We start from the raw sequence: 23,613 nt of genomic DNA, 5'->3' as shown, positions 1-23,613 counted from the left end.
GCGCGCCTCACACTCCGGGGCGGGTCATCCGCACGACCGCCGTGCCACCGTCGAGATCCACCGTCGTCCGGTTCGGCGGCGCCCCGTCGTCCTCGTTGTCCGGCATGATCAGCGCCGACTGCCGTTCCTTCAACTCGTTCTGCTTGCCCGGCGAGAAGCTGGCGTGCAGCTGCTCGAACCCGGTCGCCGATATCTGCCCCTGCCGCACACTGTTCCGCCAGGGCAACACCCCGGCCCGCCCGGCCCGCAGCAGCAACTGGTCGGTGAAGGCCACGACCGTCAGCAGGATGACCAGCCCGGGCAGCGTCATCAACACGACGAATTGCATGCCCCTCAGTATCCGGCGCCCGCCCCGGCGGTCAACCGTCGCGGCACCCGCTCAGCCCGCCGCCAAGTGGTAGCAGCGCACGGTGACCTTCTGCTCCGGGCCCCACTGTTCCTCGGCCGTTCCCAGCAGCTCCCAGCCGAGGCGTTCGTACAGGGCCACCGCCGCGCTGTCCGTGGCCACGACGTCGAGAACCGGGCGCAGCCGGCGTGCGCGCGCCTCGGCCACGACCCGGGCCATCAGCAGCGCGCCGATGCGGTGCCCGCGTGCTTCGGGGGCGACGAACAGACGGCTGACGACGCCGGTCGACGCGACGAGGGGTGCGCCGTCCCGGTCGCTCAGCAGGCGGGGCGCCACGTCGTCCTCCGTACCGCCGGACAGGCCGACGTGTCCGACGACCCGGCCGTCCAGCTCCGCCACCCAGGCGTCGATCAGGGTCCGGGTGGTCAGCCAACCGGATGGATCGGCGGGCCAGTTGACGGGGTAGCCGTCCCGGGCGTGGACATCGGCCAGCGCCGCGGCGCAGGCGGGCAGATCGGAGTCGTCGCGGGCCCGTACGACCACGGCGGGAGTGGGATCGTTCATCCCGGCATCGAACCACGTCCCGGCGTACCCGCTCCGGCGGGCCGGAGCAGGAGCCGAGGCGGGGGCCGGGACCGGCCCCGAAATCGGGTCGCCCGCACCCGCCCCGTCCGCTACGGTCGCGGATTGTCCGTCCCCAGGCTGAGAGCGGGTTTCGTCATGGCGTGTCGTATCGGTGAGCTGGTGCTCGGTTGCCGCGACCCCGAGGTGCTGGCGCGGTTCTGGTGCGAGGTGCTGGACTTCGTCGTGCTCGGCCGCGAGGACGACGGCTCGGTGGAGATCGGGGCGCGCGACGGGTTCGGCGGTGCGCAGCCGACGATCTTCCTCAGCCGCAGGGACGAGCCCGAGAAGGGGAAGTCCCGGCTGCACATCGACGTCAACCCCACCGACCGCGACCAGGCCGCCGAGCTGGAGCGCCTGCTGGCGCTCGGTGCGCGCCCGGCCGACATCGGTCAGACGGGGGACGAGCCGTGGCATGTCCTGGTCGACCCGGAGGACAATGAATTCTGCCTGCTCAAGGCCCGCCTCAACCCACTCTGACAGCGGGTACGGGGGGCGGGTACGAGCGCGCGGGTACGACGAAGGCCCGGACCGGCATGAGCGCGCCGGTCCGGGCCTTCGGGGCGACTAGCTGTTGTTGACGCCGTTGCCCGACAGGACCGGGATGTCGTCGAGGATGTGCGACAGCGCCTCGTCACCCTTCGCCTGGGTCGAGTTCTCGGTGCACTGCTGGTTCTGCGGCGAAGACAGGACGTTGATGTCCTGGACCGCGATCGGCACGAGGCCCACGAGGGAGCCGACGTTCGCCTTGGCCGGCAGACCGATGCAGGGCTTGTTCAGGGAGCCCTGAACAAGGCCGAGCTGGGGGCTCATGTCGCCCTTGGTCACCGAGTTGCCGAAGGACTGCTCGGCACCGTTGCCGCTGAACGACGTCGTGCCCGTGTCGTCGCCGATCGCCATCGCCGGCGACGCGGCGGCGGCCGTGGCTCCGACGAGCGAGGCCGCTACAGCAGCGGTTGCCCACAGCTTCTTCATTTTAATGCCTTTCCGGAAAGTCGGACTCCACCGGTGGAGTACCGAATTGTTCAACTCACGCCTGGACGAATGGTTCCGGGAAGTCCCCCGAACGGCCCATCGCGATCAATCGGCAATACGGCCGGTCGCTCAGTTGTTGCCCGCACCGTTGCCGGACAGGACCGGGATGTTGTCGAGAATGTGCGACAGCGGCTCGTCACCCTTGGCCTGCGTCGAGTTCTCGACACACTGCTGGTTCTGCGGCGACGACAGGACGTTGACGTCCTGGACCGCGATCGGCACGAGACCGACCAGCGAGCCGGCGTTGACCTTGGCAGGCAGACCGATGCAGGGCTTGTTCAGCGAGCCCTGGATGAGCGCCATCTGCGGGCTCATGTTGCCGTACGTGGCCGAGTTGCCGTAGGTCTGGCTCGCGAAGTTTCCGCTGGCTGAGGTGGTACCGGTGTCGTTGCCGGTGGCCATCGCCGGCGACGCGGCAGCGGCGCCCATACCGACGACGGACACGGCGACGGCTGCGCCGGCCATAACCTTCTTGATCACGATGAGTCCCCTTCCGAAGGATGCCCGGAAGTACCCGGGGCGCACTGAGCAACTGCGCTGAGCGGGTTTGGTTCTGTGACTTCACTCCAACGGCCTATTACCGGGGTTGAACAAGCCGATCGGGTGAAGCAGCGGAACCATTCACTCGTTACGCGGTTGGTACAGGACGCACGACACGCATTCTTGAGAAAAGGAACACACCGTGATCAAGAAGATTATGGCGGCCGCGGCGGTCACCGCCTCCGTGGTCGGCGCCTCCGCCATGGCGGCTCCTCAGGCGCTCGCCATCGGCAACGACGCCGGCACCACATCGGCGAGTGGCAATGGCGCCAAGTCCGCCTTCGGGAACTCCGCCACCGGCGGAGACATGAGCCCGCAGTCGGAGCTCGTCCAGAGCTCGCTGAACGACCTGTGCGTCGGTCTGCCGGTGAAGGCCAATGTCGGTTCGCTCGTCGGCGTTCTCGTGCCGGTCGCGGTCCAGGACGTCAACGTCCTGGCCAACCCGCAGAACCAGCAGTGCGCCGAGGGTTCGACCCAGGCCAAGGGCGACGAGCCGCTGTCGCACATCGTGGACGACGTCCCGGTGCTCTCCGGCAACGGTGTGGGCAACGAGTAGATCCGCCCAGCGGGACCGGCGCGGGCCGGCGGAGGCAACGAAGCCTCGGCCGGCCCGCGCTGCCGTGTGCCGCCCCTCTGCAACCGAGCGCCACTGAGCACCCCCGGCAATCGAGTGAACGAGCAAAAGCCTTAAACCAGGGCAGTTTCCTCGGTAGTGGCTACTCGTTGGAGTTCCCGCAGCGGATGTGCAGGGCCGGTGAACGCGGCCCACGGACCACGACGGTCGTGCGGACGTGCTGCCCGCTGCGGAAAGGGCTCAAGATGAAGTGCAAGAAGGCCGCCACCATCGTCGCCGGGCTGATCATGGCCATGGGCGCAGCCGCCCCCGCCGTCGCCGACTCGGGCGCCGAGGCCGCCGCCATCGGTTCGCCCGGTGTGCTGTCCGGCAACGTGATCCAGATTCCGGTCCACGTGCCCGTGAACGTCTGCGGCAACAGCATCGACGTGATCGCCCTGCTGAATCCCGCCTTCGGCAACGTCTGCGCCAACGCCTGACGTCGGAAAGGCACCCCACGGGGTGCCACCGGGCCGGTCCCGGAGCGCGACACCCGCGCTCCGGGACCGGCCCGGCGTTGGTACGACCGCTATTACCAGCATCAGCAGCGAGGAGAACCCAGATGCGAGACCTGATCAGCAAAGGACTGCTCACAGCGGCGGCGGCGACGAGCGTGCTGTCCATGGGCGCCGGTTACGCGCAGGCCGCGGACAGCAGCGGTGCGGCGGCCGAGTCGCCGGGACTGCTGTCGGGCAACAACATCCAGGCGCCGCTGGAAGTCCCGGTGAACATCTGCGGCAACACCGTCGACCCGGTCGGCGTCGCCAACCCGTCGTTCGGCAACGGCTGCGGCTCGACGAGCCAGACGCACGTCGCGCCGGTCGCCCACCACGCGCCGGTCGCCCACCACGCGCCGGCCGTGCACCACGCACCGGTCGCCCAGCAGGGCCCGGCCGCGCACCACCAGCAGCCGCAGCACCAGCGGGCCCAGCACGACCAGAACCAGCACCAGCAGCCGCAGCACCAGACCCGGCCCCAGCACCAGCAGGCTCCGCAGCACGAGTCAGCCGCACCCCACTCCGCGCCCCAGCACCCGGCGCACCACCAGATCCCGCGTCAGGAAACGCCGCGTCACGAGACCTCGCGGCACGAGACCGGCGGCGGCGCCACCGCCGAGAGCACCGTCGCCGGCTCCCCCGGCCTGCTGTCGGGCAACCTCCTCCAGGCTCCCCTCGACATCCCGCTGAACCTCTGCGGCGACACCGTCGACGTCGTCGGCCTGCTGAACCCGGCCTTCGGCAACAACTGCGCGAGCGGTACGCCCGAGGTCCCCCGGACGCTCCCCGCCCCCGAGCGTCCCGCGCCGCCGGTCAAGGACCGTACGCTGCCGCCCGCCCCGGTCGCCTTCCACACCCCGGAGACCCCGGCGGCCCCGGTGTCGCACCTGGACGTGGCAAACTCCTCCGTACCGCAGCTCGCCCACACCGGCGCCGACGCCAACCTCCTCGCGGCTGCCGCGATGAGCGCCGCGCTGCTGCTCGGCGGCGGCATCCTGTACCGCCGCAGCACCGCGCCCGCGCGCGTCTGAATTTCCACCACACGACAGCCGGGAGAGTCGTCCGCAGGACTCTCCCGGCATCGCTTCAGGCCCCGCGCCTCATGACAGCCCCGGGCTGCCCAGCGGCGTACGGGCCGGCTGCCGCGCACGGCTCTGCGCCCCGCGCCGCACGTCCCGCTGCCGGACCGTCACCGGCAGCCCGCCGCCCGTGCCCAGCCGGCGCCGCACCCCGGCCACCAGCCGCTCCGCCGTGTACGTCGCGCCGTACACGAACCGCATCGAGGGGCCGAACGACGGCGCGCTCAGCAGCCCGGCCAGGAACAGCCCCGGGTACGAGGACTCGAAGACCGCGCTCGCCTCGGGACCCTGGCTCGCGCCCACCGTCCGCAGCGCGCCGCGCAGGTCGCCGTCGAGCAGACCGAGCCGGTCGAGGCCGGGCGTGAACCCGGTCGCCGCGATGACATGGTCGGTCTCCACCGTCTCCGACCGCCCGTCGGCGGAGACCAGTTCGAGCCGTACGCGCCCGCCGCTCGGCACGGCGGCGGCCACCCTCTCGCCGAGCCGCACCCCCACCGCAGGTTCGAAGCGGTCCCGCAGCCACCACGCGCCCGCCGGGCCCAGCGCCGAGCTGAAGACCCGGGCCCGCGTCTGCGCGGGCAGCCGGCGGAAGATGCCGGGGGTCTCGGCGTAGAGCCAGTTGCGCCAGCCGCAGCCGAGTCCGGTGTGCGGCCGCCGGGCCGCCTCGGCGACCGGGCGTTCCCTGGGCGGCGGAAGCGTGTTCCAGTTCAGCCGGTCGGCGCGGACGACGACCCGTACCGCCGTGCCCTGTTCGGCGAGGAGCGCCGCCGTCTCCAGGGCCGCCTGGCCGCCGCCGATGACGGTGACGTCCTGGCCCTCGAACCGCGCGAGGTCCGCGTGGTGGCTGCTGTGCGACACCTGCTCGGGCGGGAGTCCGCGCAGCGGCGCGGGGATGTCGATGAACGGCATCACGCCGAGGGCGAGCGCCACCGTCCTGGTCAGCACGGACCGGCCGTCGTCGGTCGTGAGGTGGAAGCCGCCGGGGCAGGGGCGTACGGCCGTGATCAGCCGTTCGTCGACCGGCGGTACGGCGCGCTCGGCGAACCACAGGCCGTACGAGGCGAAGAAGCGGACCGGCAGCGGCACGCCGTGCCGTGACTCGGTGCCCTGGGACGCGGCGTAGGCGGCCAGGTCGAACTCGCCGAGCGGATCGGACAAGTTGGATGCCCAGGGCTCCGACTTCAGATACATCCCGGGCGGCATGTGATCCCGCCACGCGGCCATCGGCCTGCCGAACACCCGCAGATCGAGCCCTGCCGCCGCCGCATGGGCCGCGATGGACAGACCGTAGGGTCCCGCACCCACAACTACCAGGTCGTACATGGTGTGTGCCGCTTTCTGTGTGGTCACTGCACGGAATGGGTCACTGCCGCCGGAACGAGGTCACTGCCGCAGGAACGAAGTCACTGCCGCAGGACGGAGGCCACTGCTTCGGAACGAGGTCACCGCCCCCGGAACGACGTCACCGCCCCCGGAACGGGGTCACTGCGCGGAGGGCGTCCGGCCGGTGTCCGGCGCCGGGCCCGCGCGGGCGACCGGCGCCGTCCGCCGCGCCCCGCGCCCGGCGCGCCGCGTCGCGTGCCGGATCCAGGCGGCGGCCATGCCGTACGCGGGCATCGGATCGTCCAGCGCGAACCAGGCCACCTCCCGCCCGCCCCGCGCCCGCCCGCCGTCGCGGCGCCGTGGGCCGCCCCGCGCACCCCCCGGCAGCCCCGACGACATGAGCGACGACAGGACGGACAGCAGCGCGTAGTTCTCCACCAGGAACGTCCTGCCGTGCGCGGCGCCGGACGCCGGGACCGTACGGCCGGTCAGATCCAGGTGCAGCGCCCGTACGACATCGGTGCCGGCCCGGTCGGTGAAGAGCCGGAACTGCGCCCCGGGCCTGGGGTTGAAGTCGAGCAGGTGGTACTTGCCGGTCCCGGGGTCGAGCCGGAAGTCCAGGTCGAGGATCCCCCGGTAGCCGAGCGCCGCGACCACCTGACGCGCGGTCCGCTCCAGCTCCGCGTTGGGCAGCCACCTGCCGACCGCGGTGAGCCCCGCGCCCACCGGCCAGGACCGCTCCTTGCGGCCGGCGGCGCCGACCAGACACGTACCGTCAGCGCCGCTGTAGCCGTGGAAGAACCAGTCCAGGTCGCGCCCCTGCGGCAGATACTCCTGGAACAGCAGCGCGCTGCCCGCCTCGGTCCGCCGCGCGAACAGCTCCCTGGCCTCCCGCTTCGAGCGGACCACCTGGGTGCTGCGCAGCCCGGTCCCCGCGGGCAGCAGCCAGGGCCTGCTCCACTTCGCCACCACCGGAAGGCCCAGCGACCAGGCGGCGGCAGCCGCGCCCTCCGCGCCCGCCGCCTCAGCCGGGACCACGGTCCGGGGGTGCGGTACGGACAGCGCGGCGCAGATGTCCACCAGCGCGGCCTTGTCGGCGACCCGCTCGGCGAGCCCTGACGGCTGCTCAGGCAGCAGGTAACGGCCGCTCAGCTCGGCGGCGAGCCGACCGACGGCGATGGCGCTCAGATCGTCCATCGCGATGAGCACGGCCGGGGTGCCGAGCTGGTCGGAGATCGTCCGCAGCAGTCGGTGAATCTCCGCCAGATCCGGGCTGCCGTCGGGCCGTAGATGCACCCGGCGCAAGTAGCGGGAGCGCCCGACGGGGCTGCCCGCCGCCTCGACGACCGCGTGCACCTCGATGCCGGCCCGGCCGAGGGAGCGCACGGCGCCGAGCGTGCCGTGGTGGAAGGGATTCCGGTCGAGCCTCATGAGTACGGCGGGGACGCGAATGTCAAAGCTCGGCACGGCTGTGTCCTTGGTCGGTCGAGGGTTCTCTGACCCATGCGGGGGATCAAATGCACGAACGGGCTACTGGAACGTCAGGCCAGGTTCCCGTTCGGCTTATTAGAAATACTTTTGAATCAGCGTGACCACGGCCCGCGAGGCCGCGGAACAGGGTTCAACTCCGAGGAGCAGACATGTCCCATCCACGTCGACGGCTGGCGAGCACCTGTGTGGGTGTCGTCACGGCCGGCCTCCTTGTCTCAGGTTCGGTGCTGCCCGTTCCGAGCTTCGCGGCCGGTCTTGACGGTCCTGACGAACCGGTGAAGACCGGAAACCCCGCGCCGCCCGCCGCTGCCGCGCCCGCGTTCGGCGCCTATCTCGATTACGGCCCCGAGGGGGTGACCCGTATCGCCGCGATGCAGAAATGGCTGGGCGGCGCGAATCTGCGGGTCGGACACACCTATCTCCCCGGGGACGTGTGGTCCAACATCGAGGGCCAGCCGAGCTTCCTGCGCGACTGGGCCGAGTGGCGCAAGGCGCGCGACGACCGGGTGTTCGTGCTCAACGTGCCCATGCTGGAGGACAACGAAGGGCGGGTGCCGGACCGGGACGTACGGCGTGAGCTGGTCAAAGGCGCCAGGGGTGCGTACGACAGCCACTTCGCGGCGCTGGCGAAGCACCTGGTCGACCTGGGCGCGAACGACACGGTCGTCGTGCTCGGCTGGGAGATGAACGGCACCACGTACACGAGCCGCTGCGGCCCGAATCCCACCGCGTGGAAGAAGTACTGGAACCGCATCGTCACCACCATGCGTGCGGTGCCCGGACAGAAGTTCCGTTTCGACTTCGCTCCGAACCGCGGACGTGACGCCGTCCCCTGGACCGAGTGCTATCCGGGCGACGACGTCGTGGACATCATCGGAATGGACTCCTACGACCAGCCGCCCGGAAGGACCTTCGCCGAACAGGTGAAGGAGCCTTTCGGACTTCAGCAGCATGTGGACTTCGCCGCTGCCCACGGGAAGGCTATCTCCTATCCGGAGTGGGGCCTCTTCCGCAACGGCGACAATCCCGCGTATATGCGGGGCATGCTCGACTGGATCGAGAAATACAAGCCGCTGTACAACACACTCACGGATTACTGTCCGCACGGCGTATGGCAGTGCGACGAGAATCCGGAATCGTCGAAGGTCTTCCGCGCCGCGCTGTACGGAAAGGGCACAGGACAGCCGCAGCCCGACCCGACACCGGTACCGACCAACCCCGTCCCGACGAATCCCGTCCCGACGAATCCCGTCCCGACGATTCCGGTCCCGACCGACCCGGTACCCGAGCCGACGACACCGGCGCACCCGCGGCCCTGCACCCAGCTCAACCTCGGCTCGTGGGTGGAGTCGTGGCTCGGCGGCAAGATCTGCATCCGCTTCGACTGGCTGCGGAAGTGAGCTGAACCGACGCGTGTGGCGCGGGCGCCGGCAAGGGATCAGTTCTTGCCGGCGCCCGCGTCGTCGCGTACCCGTTTGACCAGCGCGGCCGCCAGATCGCGGCCGGCCGCCCCCGCCGCGAGCGCCCGCAGTGAAGGGGCCAGCCAGTGCCGGGACAGCAGCAGCCGCTGGTTGCGGACGGTCTCCGGACGCCAGTGCCGCTTGTACGGTTCGTTGCCGCGCAGCATGCTCAGCGTGGCGCCGCCGGCCGCCGTGATGTGCTGCGCGCCGTTGCGCAGCAGCAGCGAGGCGACATCCACCTTCCGCTCCCGCAGGACGGGATCGGCGCCGTACAGGTAGCCGCCGGACAGTTGGGCGGACATCAGGGTCAGGTCGGAGGCGACCAGCGCGCCGTCCAGCCGGAACTCCGTCACCCGCGCGTCCCCGCAACTGACCATGGCCCGTACCGACCTGGTCAGATGCTCGGAGAAGCGGGTGCTGAGGTGTTCCGGGGTGACCTTGCGGCCCTGCCACTGGAGCCGGTGCAGCGCCAGCAGCCGCTCGACGGCCGCCGGGATCTCGTCCTCCGGCACCTCGCGCTCGTCGATGCCGAGCTTGTCGGCCTTGCGGAGCTTGGCCCGTACCCGCTGCGCGCGCGAGGAGGGCAGCCGGGAGATCAGCTCCTCGATGGGCACGGCGGGCAGTTCGAGACACGGCGAGTCGGCCCGGCGCAGCCGCGGCCCGTCCCAGCAGCCGAAGACGCGCTCGGCCGCTGCGCCGGGACGTACCTCGCGCAGGTCGATCACGGCGGTACGGGCCGCAGCGGCGAGCGCCTTCGCCAGCGCCGACGCGGCCGCGTCGGCGCAGCCGTCGTCGAGCAGGACGTCGGAGAAGTCGGAGATGGTGCCGCCGAGCTGGACGAGGACCGGCAGCGGGCGGCGCACCAGCATCAGGGGGGCGGCGGCGACCAGTTCGTCGCCCTTGCGTACGAGGACGATCCGCAGCCGGCCGGGGGTGCCGTACGACAGCCACCAGGAGTGCAGCCAGGAGTGGCTCTGGAAGGGCGTCGCCGTCCTGGAGCGGCGGAACAGCGCGGTCCACTCGGCTTCGAGCGCGCCGAAGCGGTCGCTGTCCCGGCACACCTCTGAGGTGAAGACCGACCCCGAGACGGAGGCGGAGAGGGGCGCCGAAGCGGGGTGGGCGTTCGTCTCGGCGGCCATCACACCGTTTCCGGCTGTGGCTGGGCGGACGCGGCAGGCGCTCCGGCCGCTGCGGACGCGGAGAGGGGTGACGCCGACTGCGTCGGGCCCGGCACCGACACGTGCTGTTCGCGGCGCCCGCGCTTCGGCCTGACCAGCAGGGCGAGGCCGCCGAGCAGTCCGCCGGCGCAGCCGCCGACGAGGGCGGCCAGCGGCGTCGAAGGCGAGACGGGCGCGGTGGGTTTGACGGCGCGGGAGAACTGGAGCACCTTCACGTTCGTACTGCTCTGCAGGTGGCCGCCGTTGCTGACCAGCGCCTCGGCGACACCGTCCGCCATGTTCACGGCGGTCGCGGCGCGGGTCGCCGTCGCCGTGACGGAGATCATGGGCGCGTCGGGCGAGGTGGCCGTCTGCACGTGCTCCTTGAGGGTCTTCGCCGAGACACCGGCCAAGACCTGCGCGTCGCCGGTGAGGGCGACCTGCGGGGCGACCCGCCCGTACGCGGTGGCGAAGCCGAGCGCCGCCACCGGGTCGGCCTTGTCGGTCGGGACGACGAGCACGTAACTGGTCGCCGTGTACTCGGGGGTGCTGACCAGCCCGTACGTGGCACCTGCCGCCGCGCCGAGAGCGGCGGCCACCGGTACGACGACCCAGGCGGGCAGCCGCTTCAGCCGGGCCCGGCCCGTACTCGCTTGCCGCGTACCGGCTTGCTGGGTGCTCGTTTTCTGGGTGCTCGTTTTCTGGGTCATGAGCCGCTCACTTCTCGGATGGGGTGCGGTCTGGGGTGGGGTGCGGGCCGCCGACGGTGGTCTCGTAGACGGCCATGAGCTGTTGTGCGCTGCGGGAGATGTCGTAGTGGTGCACGGCGGCAGGCACCGGCAGCCGGTGCGCGTCACGACCCCGTAACCGCCGCTGCTGGCATCGCCGCTGCTCGGCGGCCAGGTCGGCGGTCAGCTCCGCGATCGAGCCGCTGATCCTGCGGGCGCCGGGCGCCGCCTGCGCCGGGAGGTCCTGGAGGGCAGGACAGGCGGCGTGCAGCACCGGAAGTCCGGCGGCGAGCGCTTCGACGACGGCGAGCCCGAACGCCTCCTCCGGGGAGGCCGACACGAAGACGTCCATGGCGGCGAGCAGCGACGGCAGGTCGGAGCCCGGTTCGGCGCCGCTGCCGGGCGGGTCGGCGCAGGCGCCGGGCAGCAGGGTCCTGTGCTCGGCGCCGCGCTGCGCGGCGAGCCGCAGCAACCCGGCCCGTTCGGGTCCTTCGCCGACGATCAGCAGGTGCGCTTCCGGCAGCGCGGCGACGGCCTGGACGAGCGTCCCGAAGCGTTTGCCCGGGGCCAGCCGTCCGACGCCGCCCACGACGAAGGCGTCCTGGGGCAGTCCGAGCCGGTCGCGTGCGGCGCGCCGGGCGCGCGGGTCGTAGCCGAAGCGGCCGACCTCGATGCCGTTGGGCACGACGTGGATACGGTCGCCGCGTACGCCCCAGCGCTCCAGCCGACGGGCGACGGTCGCGGAGACGGCGACGGTCGCGCTGCCGAGCCGCTCCCCCGCGAGATACAGCGCGCGGGCGCCCTGGGACAGCGGGCGGCCCTCGATCTGGGCGTCGCCCAGCGAGTGTTCGGTCGCGACGACGGACCGTACGCCCGCGAGGCGCGCGGCGAACCGCCCGTACACGCAGGCCCGGTACAGATGCGTGTGCACCAGGTCGTAGCGGCCCTGCCGGACGAGCTTGGTGAGCCGGGGCAGCGCGCCGATGTCGCGGTTGCCGGTCATCGCGAGGTCGGTGACGCGCACCCCGTCGGCGACGATGCCAGCGGCGACCGCGCCCGGGTTGGTGAGGGTGACCACGTCGCTGTCGGTGGGCAACTCCCGCAGCAGCAGGCGCAGTTGCTGCTCGGCGCCACCGATGCCGAGCCCGGTGATGATGTGCAGGACCTTCACCCGTCCGCCTCCCCGCGGGCGCCCTCCGGGACGAGCGGTTCGTCGGCCGCCGCGTACGGCGGCTCCGGATAGGGGCCGTAAGCGACGGGTTGGCGGCGCCGCGGGTGCAGGACCCATTTGGCGTGCATCCGCCAGGCGGTGTCCCGCTCGCCGACATGGATGCGCGGCAGCGCGAACAGGCCGGTGAGCGGCCCGGGGCTGATGCCGACGGCGTACGAGTAGCCCGCGGCCCGTACGGCGTCGACGGCGCGCGCGTCGACCGCGCCGTACGGGTAGCAGAAGCCGGTCACCTCGCGGCCGGTGACGGCGCGCAGCACGGCGCGGCTGCGGGCGGTCTCGGCGGCGAGCAGTTCGTCGTCGACGGCCGGGCCCGTGAGGTCGGTGTGCAGCAGACCGTGGGAACCGATCTCCATCCCCGCGTCCACGGCGGCGCGGATGCCGTCCTCGGTGAGGAGGGGCTTGCGCGGGCCGAGCCGGTCCCATTCGTTGCTGCCGCCGATCCGGCCCGGCAGGACGTAGACGGTGGCGGTGCAGCCGTACTGCCGCAGCAGCGGTACGGCGGCGGTGGCGAAGTCGGCGTAGCCGTCGTCGAAGGTCAGGCCGACGAGGCCGGCGCCGCGCCCGGCCGCGCGGGCGCGCAGCAGCCGGTCCATGGAGACACCGGTCAGGCCCCGGCGGCGCAGCCAGTCCAACTGCCTGGCGAGCCGGGCCGGGGAGACGGTGACCTGGTAGGGGTCGTCGGTGGGGTCGGCGACGGAGTGGTACATGACTGCCCACAGGGGGCCGGCGGAGGTGTCGTCAACGGGCATGCGCGAGCCTTCGTGTGACGGGACGGAGGATGGTGTCGATCTCGGGGGCGCGCAGGGCGCGCGCGATGACGAGGAACACCGCGGCGACCGCGACGCAGGCGGCGCAGGCGCCGAGCAGGGGGGAGGGGACGAGCGCCCCGCACAGCCACCCGGAGCCGGTGGCCGCCGCGGCGGCGGCGCTGAGCTTCACGAGGCCGCCCGTCGTGTGCGCGATCCGGACGGGCACGCTGTGCCGGCCGACCCCGGCGAGCAGCAGGGCGGCGGTGACGGTGATGCCGAGCGCGTTGGCTGCCGCGATGCCGAGGACGCCCCAGAGGTGCAGCAGCAGGGCGCCAGCGACGGCGTTGACGGCGAGCCCCGTCAGCATGGCGACGGCGGGGAACCACAGCGGGCGCGCGGCCGAGAAGTAGCAGCGGACGAGCGCGCCGACCAGGGTCTGGCCGAGCAGCCCGAGCGCGTAGACGCGCATGACGGAGGCGGTGGCGGCGGTGTCGGCCTTGACGAAGGCGCCGCGCTGGAAGAGCACTTCGATGATCTGCGGCGCGCAGGAGATGACGGTGGCGGCGCCGACCAGCACGATGATCCCGGCCAGCGCCAGGTCGCGTTCGACGCGCCGCCGCGCCACGTCGGTCTCGCCGGCCGCCATGGCGCGGGCCACGACGGGGAACGTGACCGTGCACAGCATCAGCGAGAGGGTCATCGGCATCTGGGCCACTTTCTGGGCGTAGTTCAGATGCGAGATGGCGCCTGCGGGCAGCGGGGCGGCGAGGAAGCGTTCGACGAGGACCTGCGACTGCCTGCTGAGGGCGAAGACGATGACGGGGGCGAGCAGTCCGAGCGCGACGGGCGGTCCGCTCTTGGCCTCGGACTCCGGCCGGTCGCCGGTGGCGGGTGCGCGCTCCTTGAGCCTGCGCCACAGGGCGGGCACCTGTACGAGCGCCATCAGGACTCCGCCGACGGCGACGCCCGCAGCCGCCGCCCGTACGCCGATGCGGTCGCGCAGGGCGAGCATCGTCGTGACGATGCCGATGTTGTAGACGGCGTAGATCGTGGCGGGTGCCACGAACGAGCCGTGCGCGCGCAGCGCGGCGCTGAGGTACCCGGCGAGGCCGAAGCTGAAGGCGCAGGTGGCGGTCAGCCGGGTGCAGTCGACGGCGACCTGCGGTTCGGGCAGTCCCGGCGCGAGGACGGCGACGACCCAGGGGGCCATGGCGACGAGCAGGGCGGCGCCCGCGCTGAGCACGAGGAACAGCCGGGGCAGGGTGGAGCGGACGAGCGCGAGCACCGGGTCGGACGACTGCCGGTCGGCCCTGCGGGCGATGGCGAGGCTGAAGGCAGGGACGAGGATCAGCGCCATGGCGTCCTCGATGAGGAGCGTGGACGCGACCTCGGGCACGGTCCAGGCGACGAGGAACGCGTCGGTGTCGGGCCCGGCGCCGTACAGATGGGCGATGGTCTGGTCGCGGAGGAGTCCGAGCAGCGCGCCCGCCGCCGTCAGCGCGGCGGTCAGGAAGGCGGCCCGCGCCAGGAACCGCCCGGAGGACGGGCCTGTGGTGTCCGTGCCGGGCGGGCCCGGCTGGGTGGGGACGGCGGGCAGCGACGGTACGGAGGGCGGGGACTGCCGGGTCTCGCTCACGCGTGGGCGGCCCCCTTGTCGAACTCGCCGCGCGCGGAAGGCGGTTGTTCACGCATCGGGCCCAGCGCCCAGCAGGCGGCGAGACCGAGCATCACGGCCGTCAGAACGGTCGAGGGGCCGCCGATGTCGGCGTAGCTGAAGTCGACGAGCTGCCAGACCAGCAGCCCGGTGATGGCGATGGCGCAGCCGGCGCCGGTACGGGAGCGGCGCGCGGCGGGCAGTCTGCGCAGCGCGCAGACCAGCAGCGCGGCCCAACTGCCGACGAGGGCGACGACTCCGAGGAGCCCCTGTTCGCTGAGGACGAGCAGATACATGTTGTGCGGGGACAGCAGCGGCTGGCGCTGGAAGCCCGCGCCGGCGCCGTCGGTGTCGCTGCCCGAGGACAGCGCGAGCGAGGCGTGGCTGTCGCGGTAGGCGGGGAAGCCCTTCAACCCGACGCCGGTGACGGGCTCTTCGCGCCACATGTCGGTGGCGGCGGCCCACATCGTGTACCGGTCGGTGACGGACTGGTCGGGCGCCGCCGTGACCTGCGTGATGGAGTCGAGTCTGTCGGTGATCATCTGCGAGCCGATGCCGAGCCCGCCGACGAGTACGACACCGAGCGCGCCCGCGACGAGCGCGATCCTGGCCGCCCTGCGCAGCCCGGACAGGGCCAGTTGCAGGACGAGCGCGACGGCGGTGGCGATCCAGGCGCCCCGGCTGAAGGACAGCACGAGCGGCAGGAGCAGCAGCCCGGCGCAGACCGCGGCGAGGGTGCGCTGTCCGCGCGGCACGTCGTGGTCGTCGCCGAGCGCGAAGCCGGCGCAGATGACCAGGCCGTACGCGACGACGGTCGCCATGCCCATCACATCGGTGGGGCCGAAGGTGCCGACGGCCCTGATGTCCTTGCCCATGTACGAGGCGCCGGTGGCGGTCAGATACTGCACGACGCCGATCGCGCCCTGGACGAGAGCGAGGGCGACGACGGAACTCGCCACGAACCGGAGGTCCTTGCGGTCGCGGACGAGCAGCAGCAGCGCGGCCGGTACGAGCACGAAGATCTGCAGGTAGCGCGCGACTCCCGGCAGGCTGGCCGCCGGGTCGTACGAGGTGACGGCGGCGGCCGACACACCGAGGACGGGCAGTCCGAGGACCACGGCGGCCGTCCGGGTCAGCGGGCGGGCCCGCTGCCGCAGCAGCAGCACGAAGCAGTAGACGACGAGCAGCCCGGAGGCGGCGTCGGCGACCGTACCCGTACCTGACGCACCGTCATTTCCGGTCGGCGCGGGGACGGCGAGCAGGGCGACGACGGCCACGACGGGCAGCAGCGGCGCGTAGCGGCGCAGCATCTCCCGCCAGGGGAAGGTCTGCTGACGGCTCGTCAGTGCGAGCGCGTCGGCGGCGGCCATCAGCTTCCCGCCGGACGGACGAGGGAGACGGCGGTCCGCACCAGGATGCACACGTCCTGCCAGAGCGACCAGTGGTCGATGTAGTGGTTGTCGAAGCGCGACCGGTCCTCGATGGAGGTGTCGCCGCGCAATCCGTTGACCTGGGCGAGCCCGGTGATGCCGACCGGCATCCGGTGCCTGGCCGCGTAGCCGGGCAGGGTCTTGCTGAAGTTGGCGACGAAGTACGGCCGTTCGGGGCGCGGTCCGACCAGGCTCATGTCGCCGCGCAGCACGTTCCAGAGCTGCGGCAGCTCGTCCAGCGAGGTGCGGCGCAGTACCCGGCCGACCGGGCTCATCCGCAGATCGCCCGCGACGTTCCAGCGGGTGGCGGCCTCGTAGTCGTCCGCGGGGCGCAGCGTACGGAACTTCAGCAGGGTGAAGGGGTGGCCGTCCTGCCCGATGCGCTCCTGCCGGAACAGCACACCGGGGCCGTCGCCGAGCCGTACCGCGAGGGCGCAGACGAGCAGCACCGGGGAGACGGCGAGCAGCGCCGGGGTCGCGACGGCGATGTCGAGCAGCCGCTTGGCGACGGTGCCGGAGCGGCGTACGGCGGGCGGGGCGACGCGGTGGCAGCCGAAGCCCCAGAGGTGCTCGGCCATCCGGCGGTCGGGAACGGCGCCGAGCGGCTGGGCGGTGGCGGTCCTGGCGGGGTCGCCGACGAACCAGGTGGCGCAGCCGTACTGGTGGAACTGCGCGACGAGCGAGGCGCGCCGCGCCGCGCCCCACAGGCCGGCGTCACCGGTGAGGACGACCTCCCGTACGCCGTCCCGTACGACGGCGCGGTGGATCTCCTCGATGGAGGTAAGCACCGGCAGCCCGCCGTCGGTGGCGGCCTCGCCCCCGGCGTCCCCGCCGTCCTCGTACCGTTCGGGCCCCGGGTTGGCGATCCCGACGGGCCGCAGCCCGTATTCGGGGTGCTGGGTGAGTACGGTGGCCAGCCGGCGCGCCGAAGCGCCCGTACCGACGACGAGCGTGGCGCGTACGGCGGAGCGGACGGCGGCCCGTCTGCGGGCGTGCACGAGGGCGCGGGCGCAGCAGGCGAAGGCCAGTTGGACGCCGATGCCGGCGAGCAGGGTGGTCAGGCTCAGCGAGTCCCCGGGCAGCAGGGCCGCGATGACGGCGGCGGCGGCGCACCAGGCGACGGCGGCGCGGGCGGCGAGCGCGGGGAGCTGGTCGAGCGCGGAGGGGGCGACGGCGGGCCGGTAGAGCCCGGCGTGCGCGTTCAACACGGTCACGCAGACGACGAGCTGCACGGCGAGGACGGCGCCGCGCTGCTCGTCGCTGAGGACGGCGGACGCCAGCAGCGCGGCGGCGCAGTCCGTCGCGAGCAGCGGGAGTCCGTAGCGCAGCGGGGTCCCCGCGGGCCTGCGCGGGGGCAGCGCCACGCGGTCCGGTGTGTCACGGTCCCGGTCGCGGGGCGGGGCGAGCGAGACGCGCCCCCTGCCCTGTCCACCCGCGTGCGCGGGCCCCGAAGGCGAGGGAACGCTGGTGCTTTCCGTGGTCACTGGGGGATCGGCTCCCTGCGCTCGGGGTGCGGCGCGGCGGCGACGTCGCGGTACACGCCCGCGACGGCCGCTGCGGTCTGCCGCACGTCAAAGGTGCTGAGTACGTGCTGTTGGCTCGCGTGGCCAAGGGCTTCGCGCAGGACCCGGTCGGCGAGCAGAGCGCTCACGGCGGCGGCCAGCGCCCGGGGGTCGTCGGGCGGGACCAGACAGTGGTCCTCCCGTCCCGGCGGCAGGCTCTCGCGCGCGCCGTCCACGTCACTGAGGACGACGGGCCGGCCGCTCGCCATGGCTTCCAGGGGCGCCACCGCCATGCCCTCCCAGCGGGAGGGCAGGACGACCAGATCGGCGGCCCGGTACCAGGGCGCGGTGTCGGACACGGATCCGGCGAAGAGCACCGACCGCGGTGCGGTGGCGCGCAGCAGCGCCTCGTCGGGCCCTTCGCCGACGAGGACCAGCCTGGCCTGCGGCGACCGGTGGGCGATCAGCTCCCAGGCGCGCAGCAGAACGTCCTGGCCCTTCTGCCGGCAGAGCCGTCCGACACACACGACGACGGGGGCGGCGGGCGAGAGCCCGGCGAGCAGCGGCAGCGCGGCGCGGGCCGATGCCGCCGTGGCGCTCGACTCCGCTCCTGCCTCTGTTTCCGTCCCCGTGCCCATCCCCGTCCCTGTCCCCGTCCCCGGACCGAAGCGGGTGACGTCCACGCCGTTGCGTACGACGGTCCATGCGGCGTGGACACCGGCGCGTTCGCCGGTGCGCCGTTCGGCGTCGCTGACGCAGATGACGCGGTCGGTCCAGCGGGCGGCCCAGCGCTCCCAGCGCAGGGCGAGCCCCGCTGTCACACCACCGACGGCCTCGAACGACCAGGCGTGCGGCTGGAAGACGGTGGGGACGCGGCCCCTGACGGCGAGCCGGCCCGCGAGCCCGGCCTTGGCGCTGTGCGCGTGGACGAGGTCGGGCCGTACCTCGTCCACCAGTCGGGAGACCTGACGCGTCTCGTCCAGCAGCCGGGGGCCGGGGCTGCGGACCGCGCGCCACACCCGCACGTCGGCGCCCAGCTCGGCCACCGCCCGCGGCAGAGGTCCCTCGTCGGGGCACGCGACGACCGCGCGTACCCCGCTGTCCAGTTGGGCCCGGACGAGGTCGGTGACCACCCTGGCCACCCCGCCGTCGACCGGCTGGACGAGATGGAGTGCCGTGAAGCCGGTCCCGGGCCGGTGCCGTTGTGGCTGCACGCGCGACTCTTTTCCGTGTCCGAATTCAGGGGTGCGCTTCCGGGCCAGGCCAGGGGCGCACGACTCAGTGCCGAGCTTCTGCTTCTACGAAAAACGCACCGAGCCAGACGGAGTCACGCCCCGTACCGAATCGAACGCCAAATCGATCTCCGCCCCGCGAAAAGGCGGCTTTCAAATCGAACACATCTGAGTCGTAGCCAAGATTGTTCGCATAAGCAGGTTGTCTCTTGATCTGGTTCGAACCCGCGTCCGTAATGCTTGAGTTCATCACATCACCAGATTTGTTTGCCTTGTTGGTGAGCGACACACCCTTGTCGCGGTTCGAAGCGGAATTCGATCCGGCGGCATTCGTCACGACCTTGAGCGAGTCGCCGCTGATGCCGCTGTCACCGTCGTACGCGACGACGCCGAGCAGCCCCGAGCCGCCGGCCGGGACCCGCATCGCGCCGAAGTCGACATGGCCGCTGTGGTGCGCGGCGTCGAAGGACTCGAAGCCGTCCCACAGGGCGATCCTGCGCAGCGGCGCGTCCTCCTTCTCGTACGCGACGACCAGCGTCCAGCCGCCCCAGGCGCCGACCCGCGACTTGCCCATGGCGACATTGAGCTGCGCCACGGTGTACATGCCGGGGCCGCTGGCGCGGACGAGCGATGTCACGTCGGCCGACGCCTGGTACGCGTCGGCGCCGCCGACCACGCGGTGTCCGATCAGGCTGTCGGCCAGGACCTGCTTGTACGCGCCGCCGGGCTCGGCGACCAGGACGCGGCCGTTGTCCTTCGGCGGCTTCTGCTCGCCGACCCGGAGGTTGCCGCCCCAGTACAGCCGGGCGTAGCTGACGGTCGCGCCCTTCGGGACGCGGAGTTCGGCGCGGGTGGAGTTGTAGGTGTTCGGGTCCTTGTCGACGTCCGTGTAGAACATGTCGAAGTCGTGGTTGGCGGCCCTGGCGCCGGCCCCGGCCGCCCCGGCGCCCGAGCCGGCGCCTGAGCCGTTACGGGCCGACGTGCACGCCGCACCGGCGGCGGAGCGGCAACTGATGGCCGAGTTGGCCGCCCGTACGATCCCGCCGTGCTGCACGGTCGAGTAGCGCTCGGCGAAGGGGATCCGGGACGCCTCCCGGGGAGCCGCCGCGGGGGCGGGACCGGGTGTGGGGGCCGGGGCGGGCGGAGCCGCCGCCGACAGCAGATACACCGTCAGAGCGCACAGCACACCGCGCCCTACCGCATGAACCGCGGAATTCCGCATAACAGGCTCTCCGTCCGAATGCCGAAACAAGAAGGCACCCTTACAGAGGGTGAGCTGAAAATCACGTCTAACGCGCGGAAACGCTCTGAACGTACAAAAGCACTCGTAACGGCTAGGGAAGCGTGCCGATGCACAACCGTTCGACCGGGCCGGGAAAGCGGTTCACTCATTCGGGGGCGCAACCGATCGACCCGCTCGGCGTTGATCGGTATGTCGGGCAACTGCGCCCGTCATGTCGTTTCTTTCACCACCGAGGAGCCCTCCCCCATGTCGCGTATCGCCAAGGCTGTTGTTCTGTCCACCGCGGCCGCCGCCGCTGTCGCCGGCGCTTCCGGCGTTGCCCTGGCCGACAGTGGCGCCCAGGGTGCGGCCGTCGGTTCCCCCGGCGTCCTGTCCGGCAACGTCGTCCAGGTTCCGCTGCACATCCCGGTCAACGTCTGCGGCAACACCGTCAACGTCATCGGCCTGCTGAACCCGACCTTCGGCAACACCTGCGTCAACAACTGACAGCTTCCCCTGTCGTTTCGACGTCCCGGTTGAGCCGCTCTCCCGTCATGGGCAGGGCGGCTCTGCTGCGTCCAGGCGCCGCTCCTGGGCCGGACCTCGGCGCGGGCCTTGGGCCGAACGAGCACCCGCCCTGCCCTGGGTGCGATCATCCGACCGATCGGGTCGCCGCAGGTCAGTGAGGGTAAGTCAGCCGGTTGGCGGTCAGCGCACAGGGTGACGGAACGGTTGCGGGCTGTACGCGCGGAACCCACGGTGAAGGCAACGTCCCCGACGCGTCCCCGAAAGGACCCTGCATGCGTCCCCTGGTTTCCCGCCGCGCCGCCACCGCCGCCGTCTGCGCAGCCCTCGTCCTCGGCACGGCAGGTCCCGCCGCCGCAGCCGCCTACTCCGCCCACCACACCGCGCACAGCGCGGGCGCCGAGGCACTGGCCCCGGTCCCGGGCGCCGACGCGCTCACCTCGCAGACCAAGGCGCTCGGCGACATCGGCGGCGCGCTCACGCCCGTCACCGACCTGCTCAACGCCGTACTGAAGGCCGACGGCGGCAAACTCACGCCGGATCAGGTCACGCAGAACACCAAGGCGGTCAAGGACGCGCTGGACAAGCTCAAGGCCGCCGCCCCGGCCGCACCCGCCGCGCCTGCCGCACCGGCAGTCCCCGCCGCTCCCGCCGCACCGGCAGTCCCCGCCGCACCCGCGGCTCCGGCGCTGCCCGGTGCGCAGGCCAGGACGGGTGAGGCCGGCGCCGCCGAAGCGGCCGACCTCAAGAGCGACGCGGTCGCCTCCGTACAGAAGGCGACCGACGCGCTGCTGAAGGCCGCTCAGGCGGGCGACCCCGCGGCCGTGGCGACCCAGGTGAAGGCCGTGCTGACGTCCCTCGTCAACCTCGTCGTCGCGACCGTACTCGGCAGCGGGCTGCCCGCCCCCGACCTGCCGGGCCTGCCGGCGCTCCCCGCCCTGCCCGCCGCCCCGGCCCTGCCCGCGGCCCCCGCGCTGCCGGCGACTCCCGCGGTCCCGGCGACCCCCGCGCTGCCGGGCGTTCCCGGCTGACCGGAGCCCTCGCACGAGCGGCCCGGCCCCCGTCACCACGACGTGACGGGGGCCGGGCCGTTTCCGGTGCGGCCAATGTTCGTTACGAAAGAGAGAGTTGTTCCACACAGCACGCAACGCTGAAAGAAGGATTCGAAGAATGAAGCCCATGAAGGTCGCCGTCGTCGTCGCCGGTTCCGTGATGGCTCTCGGTGCCGCCGCCCCGGCGTTCGCCGCCGACGGACTGTCCCCGATGAGCCTGAACGGCGCTCTCGACACCGTGGCGTCCCAGGGGCTGCGTGAGGCGAAGCCGCTGAACACGAACGCGCTGGACACGGAGAACGACGGCTCTCTCGTCAACGCAGTGAAGGACGCGACGGACGGTCTGAACAAGTCGCAGAAGGGCGGCTCGCTGCTCGGCGGGCTCCCGCTCGGCAAGTAATCCCCTTACGCCGAACGACGGATTTCCCCGCGTCGCGGCGTCAGGTGGCGAATTCGGCTTCCGCCGGTCCCTACACTGAAACAAACCGTTGAGGAAGGTTATTCATATGAAGAACACCAAGAAGGTCGCACTCGTTATCGCCGCCGCCGGAATGGCCGCCGGTGCGGCTTCGGGCAGCGCCTTCGCCGACGCCGGCGCCGGTGCCGTCGCCGCGCACTCCCCCGGCGTGCTGTCCGGCAACATCGCCCAGGTCCCGGTGCACGTCCCGGTCAACCTGAGCGGCAACACCGTCAACGTCATCGGTCTGCTCAACCCGGCGTTCGGCAACGCGGCCGTCAACAACTGACACCGTTGACCGGTCGTCTTTGACGTACCTGCCGAATGCAGAGCGGCTGCGCGGAGTTGGGGCTTCGCGCAGCCGCTCCGTCATGCCGGGACTGTATGGGGCGCATATCGAACGCCACCGGACGTATATCCGAAGAAATCGCGCGATCCGCGCCGCGAGGTCGAAGAGGCGTTTCAGCCTTCCCTCGTCACAGCGCCCCTTGAGTGACCGTTGGCCCGCTGTGTGCGTTCCCCTTGCATGAACTCCGTCCGCGCTCCCCGCTGGGAGCGCTCAGCGGCACCCTCCGAATTCCTCATCAACGACCCCCTCTTCCCGCCGGCGCCGACGCCGATCTATTCCGCGCTGGTACGGGAATGGCGCGCCGCGGGCCGAACGGTACCGGCGCAGGGCGAAACATCGGAGAACGGCGTCCGTTCCCGCTTGCAGTAGTGGAGACGCTCTCGGCGCGCCAAGTCCCCGCCGCCTGGCTAGCGTCGTACACGTCCCTGCCCCCATGCATGTGAGGACCTCGAACATGAAGACCATAATCGCGCGTGGTGTCGCTGCCGCCGCCCTGGCCGCCGCTGTTGTCGTCCCGCTGGCGGGCGTTGCCCAGGCCGCCCCGCGGCAGGACCGCTGCGACCAGGACGAGAACTGTGGTTGGAACCACCACAATCACCACTACCACGACCACAGCTTGCTCGGCCTGGGCCTTCATCTCCTCTGACGTCCCGCGGGCCCCGGCCGACGGATATCGATCCGTCGGCCGGGGCCCGCGTCGTTCCCCCTCAAGTGAACTGGCGCCCCGTCAGCCGGTCAGGCTGCGCACCGGGAGCAGGCAGTGCGCCGCGGTGGCGAGCATCGTGTCGTCGCCGACGAACGCCCGCAGCTTCTCCTCGGTGACCGGCACGCCCGGTGTCCCGTCCGTCCACGGCTTCGTGGCGACGATGAAGTAGACCTGCCCGCTCTCGCGCGCGTCCTGCTCCCACTCCGGAGGCACGGGGCACTGCGCGTTCAGGTAAGGCATCGTCAGTACGGCCCTGCCCGCCTCCACCAGCAGGGTGATCGCGACGCTGGGCTTCTTCGCCACGTCGACGATGTCACCGCCCGGCTTGAGCCCGATCTCGGAGAGGACGGTACGCATCGTCTCCTCGCCCGCCTCGGCGCCCTCGCGGCCGTCACCGAGGGAGTAGGCGAGCAGGAACGGGGCGTCGCGCTCGCCTTCTGAGGGGTCGCTGGTCCAGGGGATCACCGAGAGGGTGCCCAGCAGCGGGGCATGTGACGCGGTGTTGGTAGAGGTCATGTTGCGGACAGTACTGGCCTGCGGGTACTCCCTGTGAGCCCATGTCACCCATGTGGGCGACGGCGATCTCGGGTACGTTCGCCGGCGTGCGTAATCAA

Annotated in this window: 26 protein-coding genes; 10 read left to right on the top strand and 16 right to left on the bottom strand. The window is 72.0% G+C overall.

Going from position 1 to position 23,613, the window contains the following annotated elements:
* Positions 1-7: 7 nt before the first annotated feature.
* Both ACZ63I_RS04300 and ACZ63I_RS04295 read right to left on the bottom strand, forming a co-directional pair.
* The gene (locus ACZ63I_RS04300) at positions 8-328 is read right to left on the bottom strand and encodes a DUF6191 domain-containing protein (protein ID WP_469335165.1); all 321 of its coding nucleotides are present in this window, start codon (positions 326-328) and stop codon (positions 8-10) included.
* 51 nt (positions 329-379) lie between these two features.
* On the bottom strand, positions 380-910 hold the full coding sequence (locus tag ACZ63I_RS04295) for a GNAT family N-acetyltransferase (RefSeq protein ID WP_469335164.1): 531 nt from the start codon (positions 908-910) through the stop codon (positions 380-382).
* A gap of 156 nt (positions 911-1,066) precedes the next feature.
* On the opposite strand from ACZ63I_RS04295, the gene ACZ63I_RS04290 reads away from it, so the two are divergent.
* Positions 1,067-1,447 (top strand): VOC family protein, encoded by a 381-nt coding sequence (locus tag ACZ63I_RS04290; protein WP_469335162.1) that lies wholly within the window; start codon positions 1,067-1,069, stop codon positions 1,445-1,447.
* An 87-nt stretch (positions 1,448-1,534) separates the two neighbouring features.
* On the opposite strand, the gene ACZ63I_RS04285 is transcribed toward ACZ63I_RS04290, so the two are convergent.
* Together ACZ63I_RS04285 and ACZ63I_RS04280 are read right to left on the bottom strand one after the other, a co-directional pair.
* Positions 1,535-1,942, bottom strand: coding sequence for a rodlin (locus ACZ63I_RS04285; RefSeq protein WP_469335160.1), 408 nt, complete (start codon positions 1,940-1,942; stop codon positions 1,535-1,537).
* 129 nt (positions 1,943-2,071) lie between these two features.
* Positions 2,072-2,482 carry a rodlin gene (locus tag ACZ63I_RS04280; protein ID WP_469335158.1) on the bottom strand — a complete coding sequence of 137 codons (411 nt, stop codon included), beginning with the start codon at positions 2,480-2,482 and terminating at the stop codon, positions 2,072-2,074.
* A 205-nt stretch (positions 2,483-2,687) separates the two neighbouring features.
* On the opposite strand from ACZ63I_RS04280, the gene ACZ63I_RS04275 reads away from it, so the two are divergent.
* The 3 genes from ACZ63I_RS04275 to ACZ63I_RS04265 all read left to right on the top strand — a co-directional run bounded on the left by ACZ63I_RS04275 (position 2,688) and on the right by ACZ63I_RS04265 (position 4,683).
* Positions 2,688-3,098, top strand: coding sequence for a rodlin (locus ACZ63I_RS04275; RefSeq protein ID WP_469335552.1), 411 nt, complete (start codon positions 2,688-2,690; stop codon positions 3,096-3,098).
* Between the two features lie 263 nt (positions 3,099-3,361).
* On the top strand, positions 3,362-3,595 hold the full coding sequence (locus ACZ63I_RS04270) for a chaplin (protein WP_469335156.1): 234 nt from the start codon (positions 3,362-3,364) through the stop codon (positions 3,593-3,595).
* Positions 3,596-3,717: 122 nt separating this feature from the next.
* On the top strand, positions 3,718-4,683 hold the full coding sequence (locus ACZ63I_RS04265) for a chaplin (protein ID WP_469335154.1): 966 nt from the start codon (positions 3,718-3,720) through the stop codon (positions 4,681-4,683).
* A 69-nt stretch (positions 4,684-4,752) separates the two neighbouring features.
* Here the strand turns inward: ACZ63I_RS04265 and ACZ63I_RS04260 are convergent, their stop codons facing one another.
* Positions 4,753-6,054, bottom strand: a complete 1,302-nt coding sequence (locus ACZ63I_RS04260; RefSeq protein WP_469335550.1) for an NAD(P)-binding domain-containing protein — start codon at positions 6,052-6,054, stop codon at positions 4,753-4,755.
* A gap of 159 nt (positions 6,055-6,213) precedes the next feature.
* The gene (locus ACZ63I_RS04255; protein WP_469335152.1) at positions 6,214-7,521 is read right to left on the bottom strand and encodes a carboxylate--amine ligase; all 1,308 of its coding nucleotides are present in this window, start codon (positions 7,519-7,521) and stop codon (positions 6,214-6,216) included.
* A 173-nt stretch (positions 7,522-7,694) separates the two neighbouring features.
* Here ACZ63I_RS04255 and ACZ63I_RS04250 point away from each other — a divergent pair, with 173 nt between their 5' ends.
* Positions 7,695-8,945: a glycoside hydrolase family 26 protein gene (locus ACZ63I_RS04250; RefSeq protein ID WP_469335150.1), complete on the top strand. Its 1,251-nt coding sequence runs from the start codon at positions 7,695-7,697 to the stop codon at positions 8,943-8,945.
* Positions 8,946-8,983: 38 nt separating this feature from the next.
* Here ACZ63I_RS04250 and ACZ63I_RS04245 read toward each other — a convergent pair whose 3' ends face one another.
* The 9 genes from ACZ63I_RS04245 to ACZ63I_RS04205 form a co-directional block, all read right to left on the bottom strand.
* Positions 8,984-10,144, bottom strand: coding sequence for a GNAT family N-acetyltransferase (locus ACZ63I_RS04245; protein ID WP_469335148.1), 1,161 nt, complete (start codon positions 10,142-10,144; stop codon positions 8,984-8,986).
* Complete coding sequence (locus ACZ63I_RS04240; protein WP_469335146.1) at positions 10,144-10,872, bottom strand: YveK family protein; 729 nt, start codon at positions 10,870-10,872, stop codon at positions 10,144-10,146. The genes ACZ63I_RS04245 and ACZ63I_RS04240 overlap by 1 nt, the downstream gene beginning before the upstream one ends.
* A gap of 7 nt (positions 10,873-10,879) precedes the next feature.
* Entirely contained in the window at positions 10,880-12,061 is a 1,182-nt protein-coding gene (locus ACZ63I_RS04235; RefSeq protein WP_469335145.1) for a glycosyltransferase, read from the bottom strand.
* The gene (locus ACZ63I_RS04230) at positions 12,058-12,870 is read right to left on the bottom strand and encodes a polysaccharide deacetylase family protein (protein ID WP_469335143.1); all 813 of its coding nucleotides are present in this window, start codon (positions 12,868-12,870) and stop codon (positions 12,058-12,060) included. Before ACZ63I_RS04230 ends, ACZ63I_RS04235 begins: the two co-directional genes overlap by 4 nt.
* Positions 12,860-14,506 (bottom strand): lipid II flippase MurJ, encoded by a 1,647-nt coding sequence (locus ACZ63I_RS04225; protein WP_469335141.1) that lies wholly within the window; start codon positions 14,504-14,506, stop codon positions 12,860-12,862. Before ACZ63I_RS04225 ends, ACZ63I_RS04230 begins: the two co-directional genes overlap by 11 nt.
* Entirely contained in the window at positions 14,503-15,834 is a 1,332-nt protein-coding gene (locus tag ACZ63I_RS04220; protein ID WP_469335549.1) for an O-antigen ligase family protein, read from the bottom strand. The genes ACZ63I_RS04225 and ACZ63I_RS04220 overlap by 4 nt, the downstream gene beginning before the upstream one ends.
* Before the next feature lie 59 nt (positions 15,835-15,893).
* Positions 15,894-17,438: a sugar transferase gene (locus tag ACZ63I_RS04215; RefSeq protein WP_469335139.1), complete on the bottom strand. Its 1,545-nt coding sequence runs from the start codon at positions 17,436-17,438 to the stop codon at positions 15,894-15,896.
* The gene (locus tag ACZ63I_RS04210; protein WP_469335137.1) at positions 17,435-18,670 is read right to left on the bottom strand and encodes a glycosyltransferase; all 1,236 of its coding nucleotides are present in this window, start codon (positions 18,668-18,670) and stop codon (positions 17,435-17,437) included. The genes ACZ63I_RS04215 and ACZ63I_RS04210 overlap by 4 nt, the downstream gene beginning before the upstream one ends.
* 64 nt (positions 18,671-18,734) lie before the next feature.
* On the bottom strand, positions 18,735-19,910 hold the full coding sequence (locus ACZ63I_RS04205) for a DUF3344 domain-containing protein (protein WP_469335135.1): 1,176 nt from the start codon (positions 19,908-19,910) through the stop codon (positions 18,735-18,737).
* Positions 19,911-20,177: 267 nt separating this feature from the next.
* Here ACZ63I_RS04205 and ACZ63I_RS04200 point away from each other — a divergent pair, with 267 nt between their 5' ends.
* The 5 genes from ACZ63I_RS04200 (at position 20,178) to ACZ63I_RS04180 (ending at position 22,939) form a co-directional block, all read left to right on the top strand.
* Positions 20,178-20,417, top strand: a complete 240-nt coding sequence (locus tag ACZ63I_RS04200; RefSeq protein WP_469335133.1) for a chaplin — start codon at positions 20,178-20,180, stop codon at positions 20,415-20,417.
* Between the two features lie 293 nt (positions 20,418-20,710).
* A complete protein-coding gene (locus ACZ63I_RS04195) occupies positions 20,711-21,466 on the top strand; it encodes a hypothetical protein (RefSeq protein ID WP_469335131.1) in 756 nt (251 codons plus the stop codon).
* Between the two features lie 139 nt (positions 21,467-21,605).
* Complete coding sequence (locus ACZ63I_RS04190; RefSeq protein ID WP_469335129.1) at positions 21,606-21,887, top strand: hypothetical protein; 282 nt, start codon at positions 21,606-21,608, stop codon at positions 21,885-21,887.
* A 106-nt stretch (positions 21,888-21,993) separates the two neighbouring features.
* A complete protein-coding gene (locus tag ACZ63I_RS04185; RefSeq protein WP_469335127.1) occupies positions 21,994-22,233 on the top strand; it encodes a chaplin in 240 nt (79 codons plus the stop codon).
* Positions 22,234-22,747: 514 nt separating this feature from the next.
* A complete protein-coding gene (locus tag ACZ63I_RS04180; RefSeq protein ID WP_469335125.1) occupies positions 22,748-22,939 on the top strand; it encodes a hypothetical protein in 192 nt (63 codons plus the stop codon).
* Between the two features lie 81 nt (positions 22,940-23,020).
* On the opposite strand, the gene ACZ63I_RS04175 is transcribed toward ACZ63I_RS04180, so the two are convergent.
* The gene (locus ACZ63I_RS04175) at positions 23,021-23,515 is read right to left on the bottom strand and encodes a DUF5949 family protein (RefSeq protein WP_328582332.1); all 495 of its coding nucleotides are present in this window, start codon (positions 23,513-23,515) and stop codon (positions 23,021-23,023) included.
* Between the last annotated feature and the right edge of the window lie 98 nt (positions 23,516-23,613).

Source organism: Streptomyces sp. NPDC087906 (genome assembly GCF_055584925.1).
This window is presented reverse-complemented; position numbering and strand designations above follow the sequence as displayed.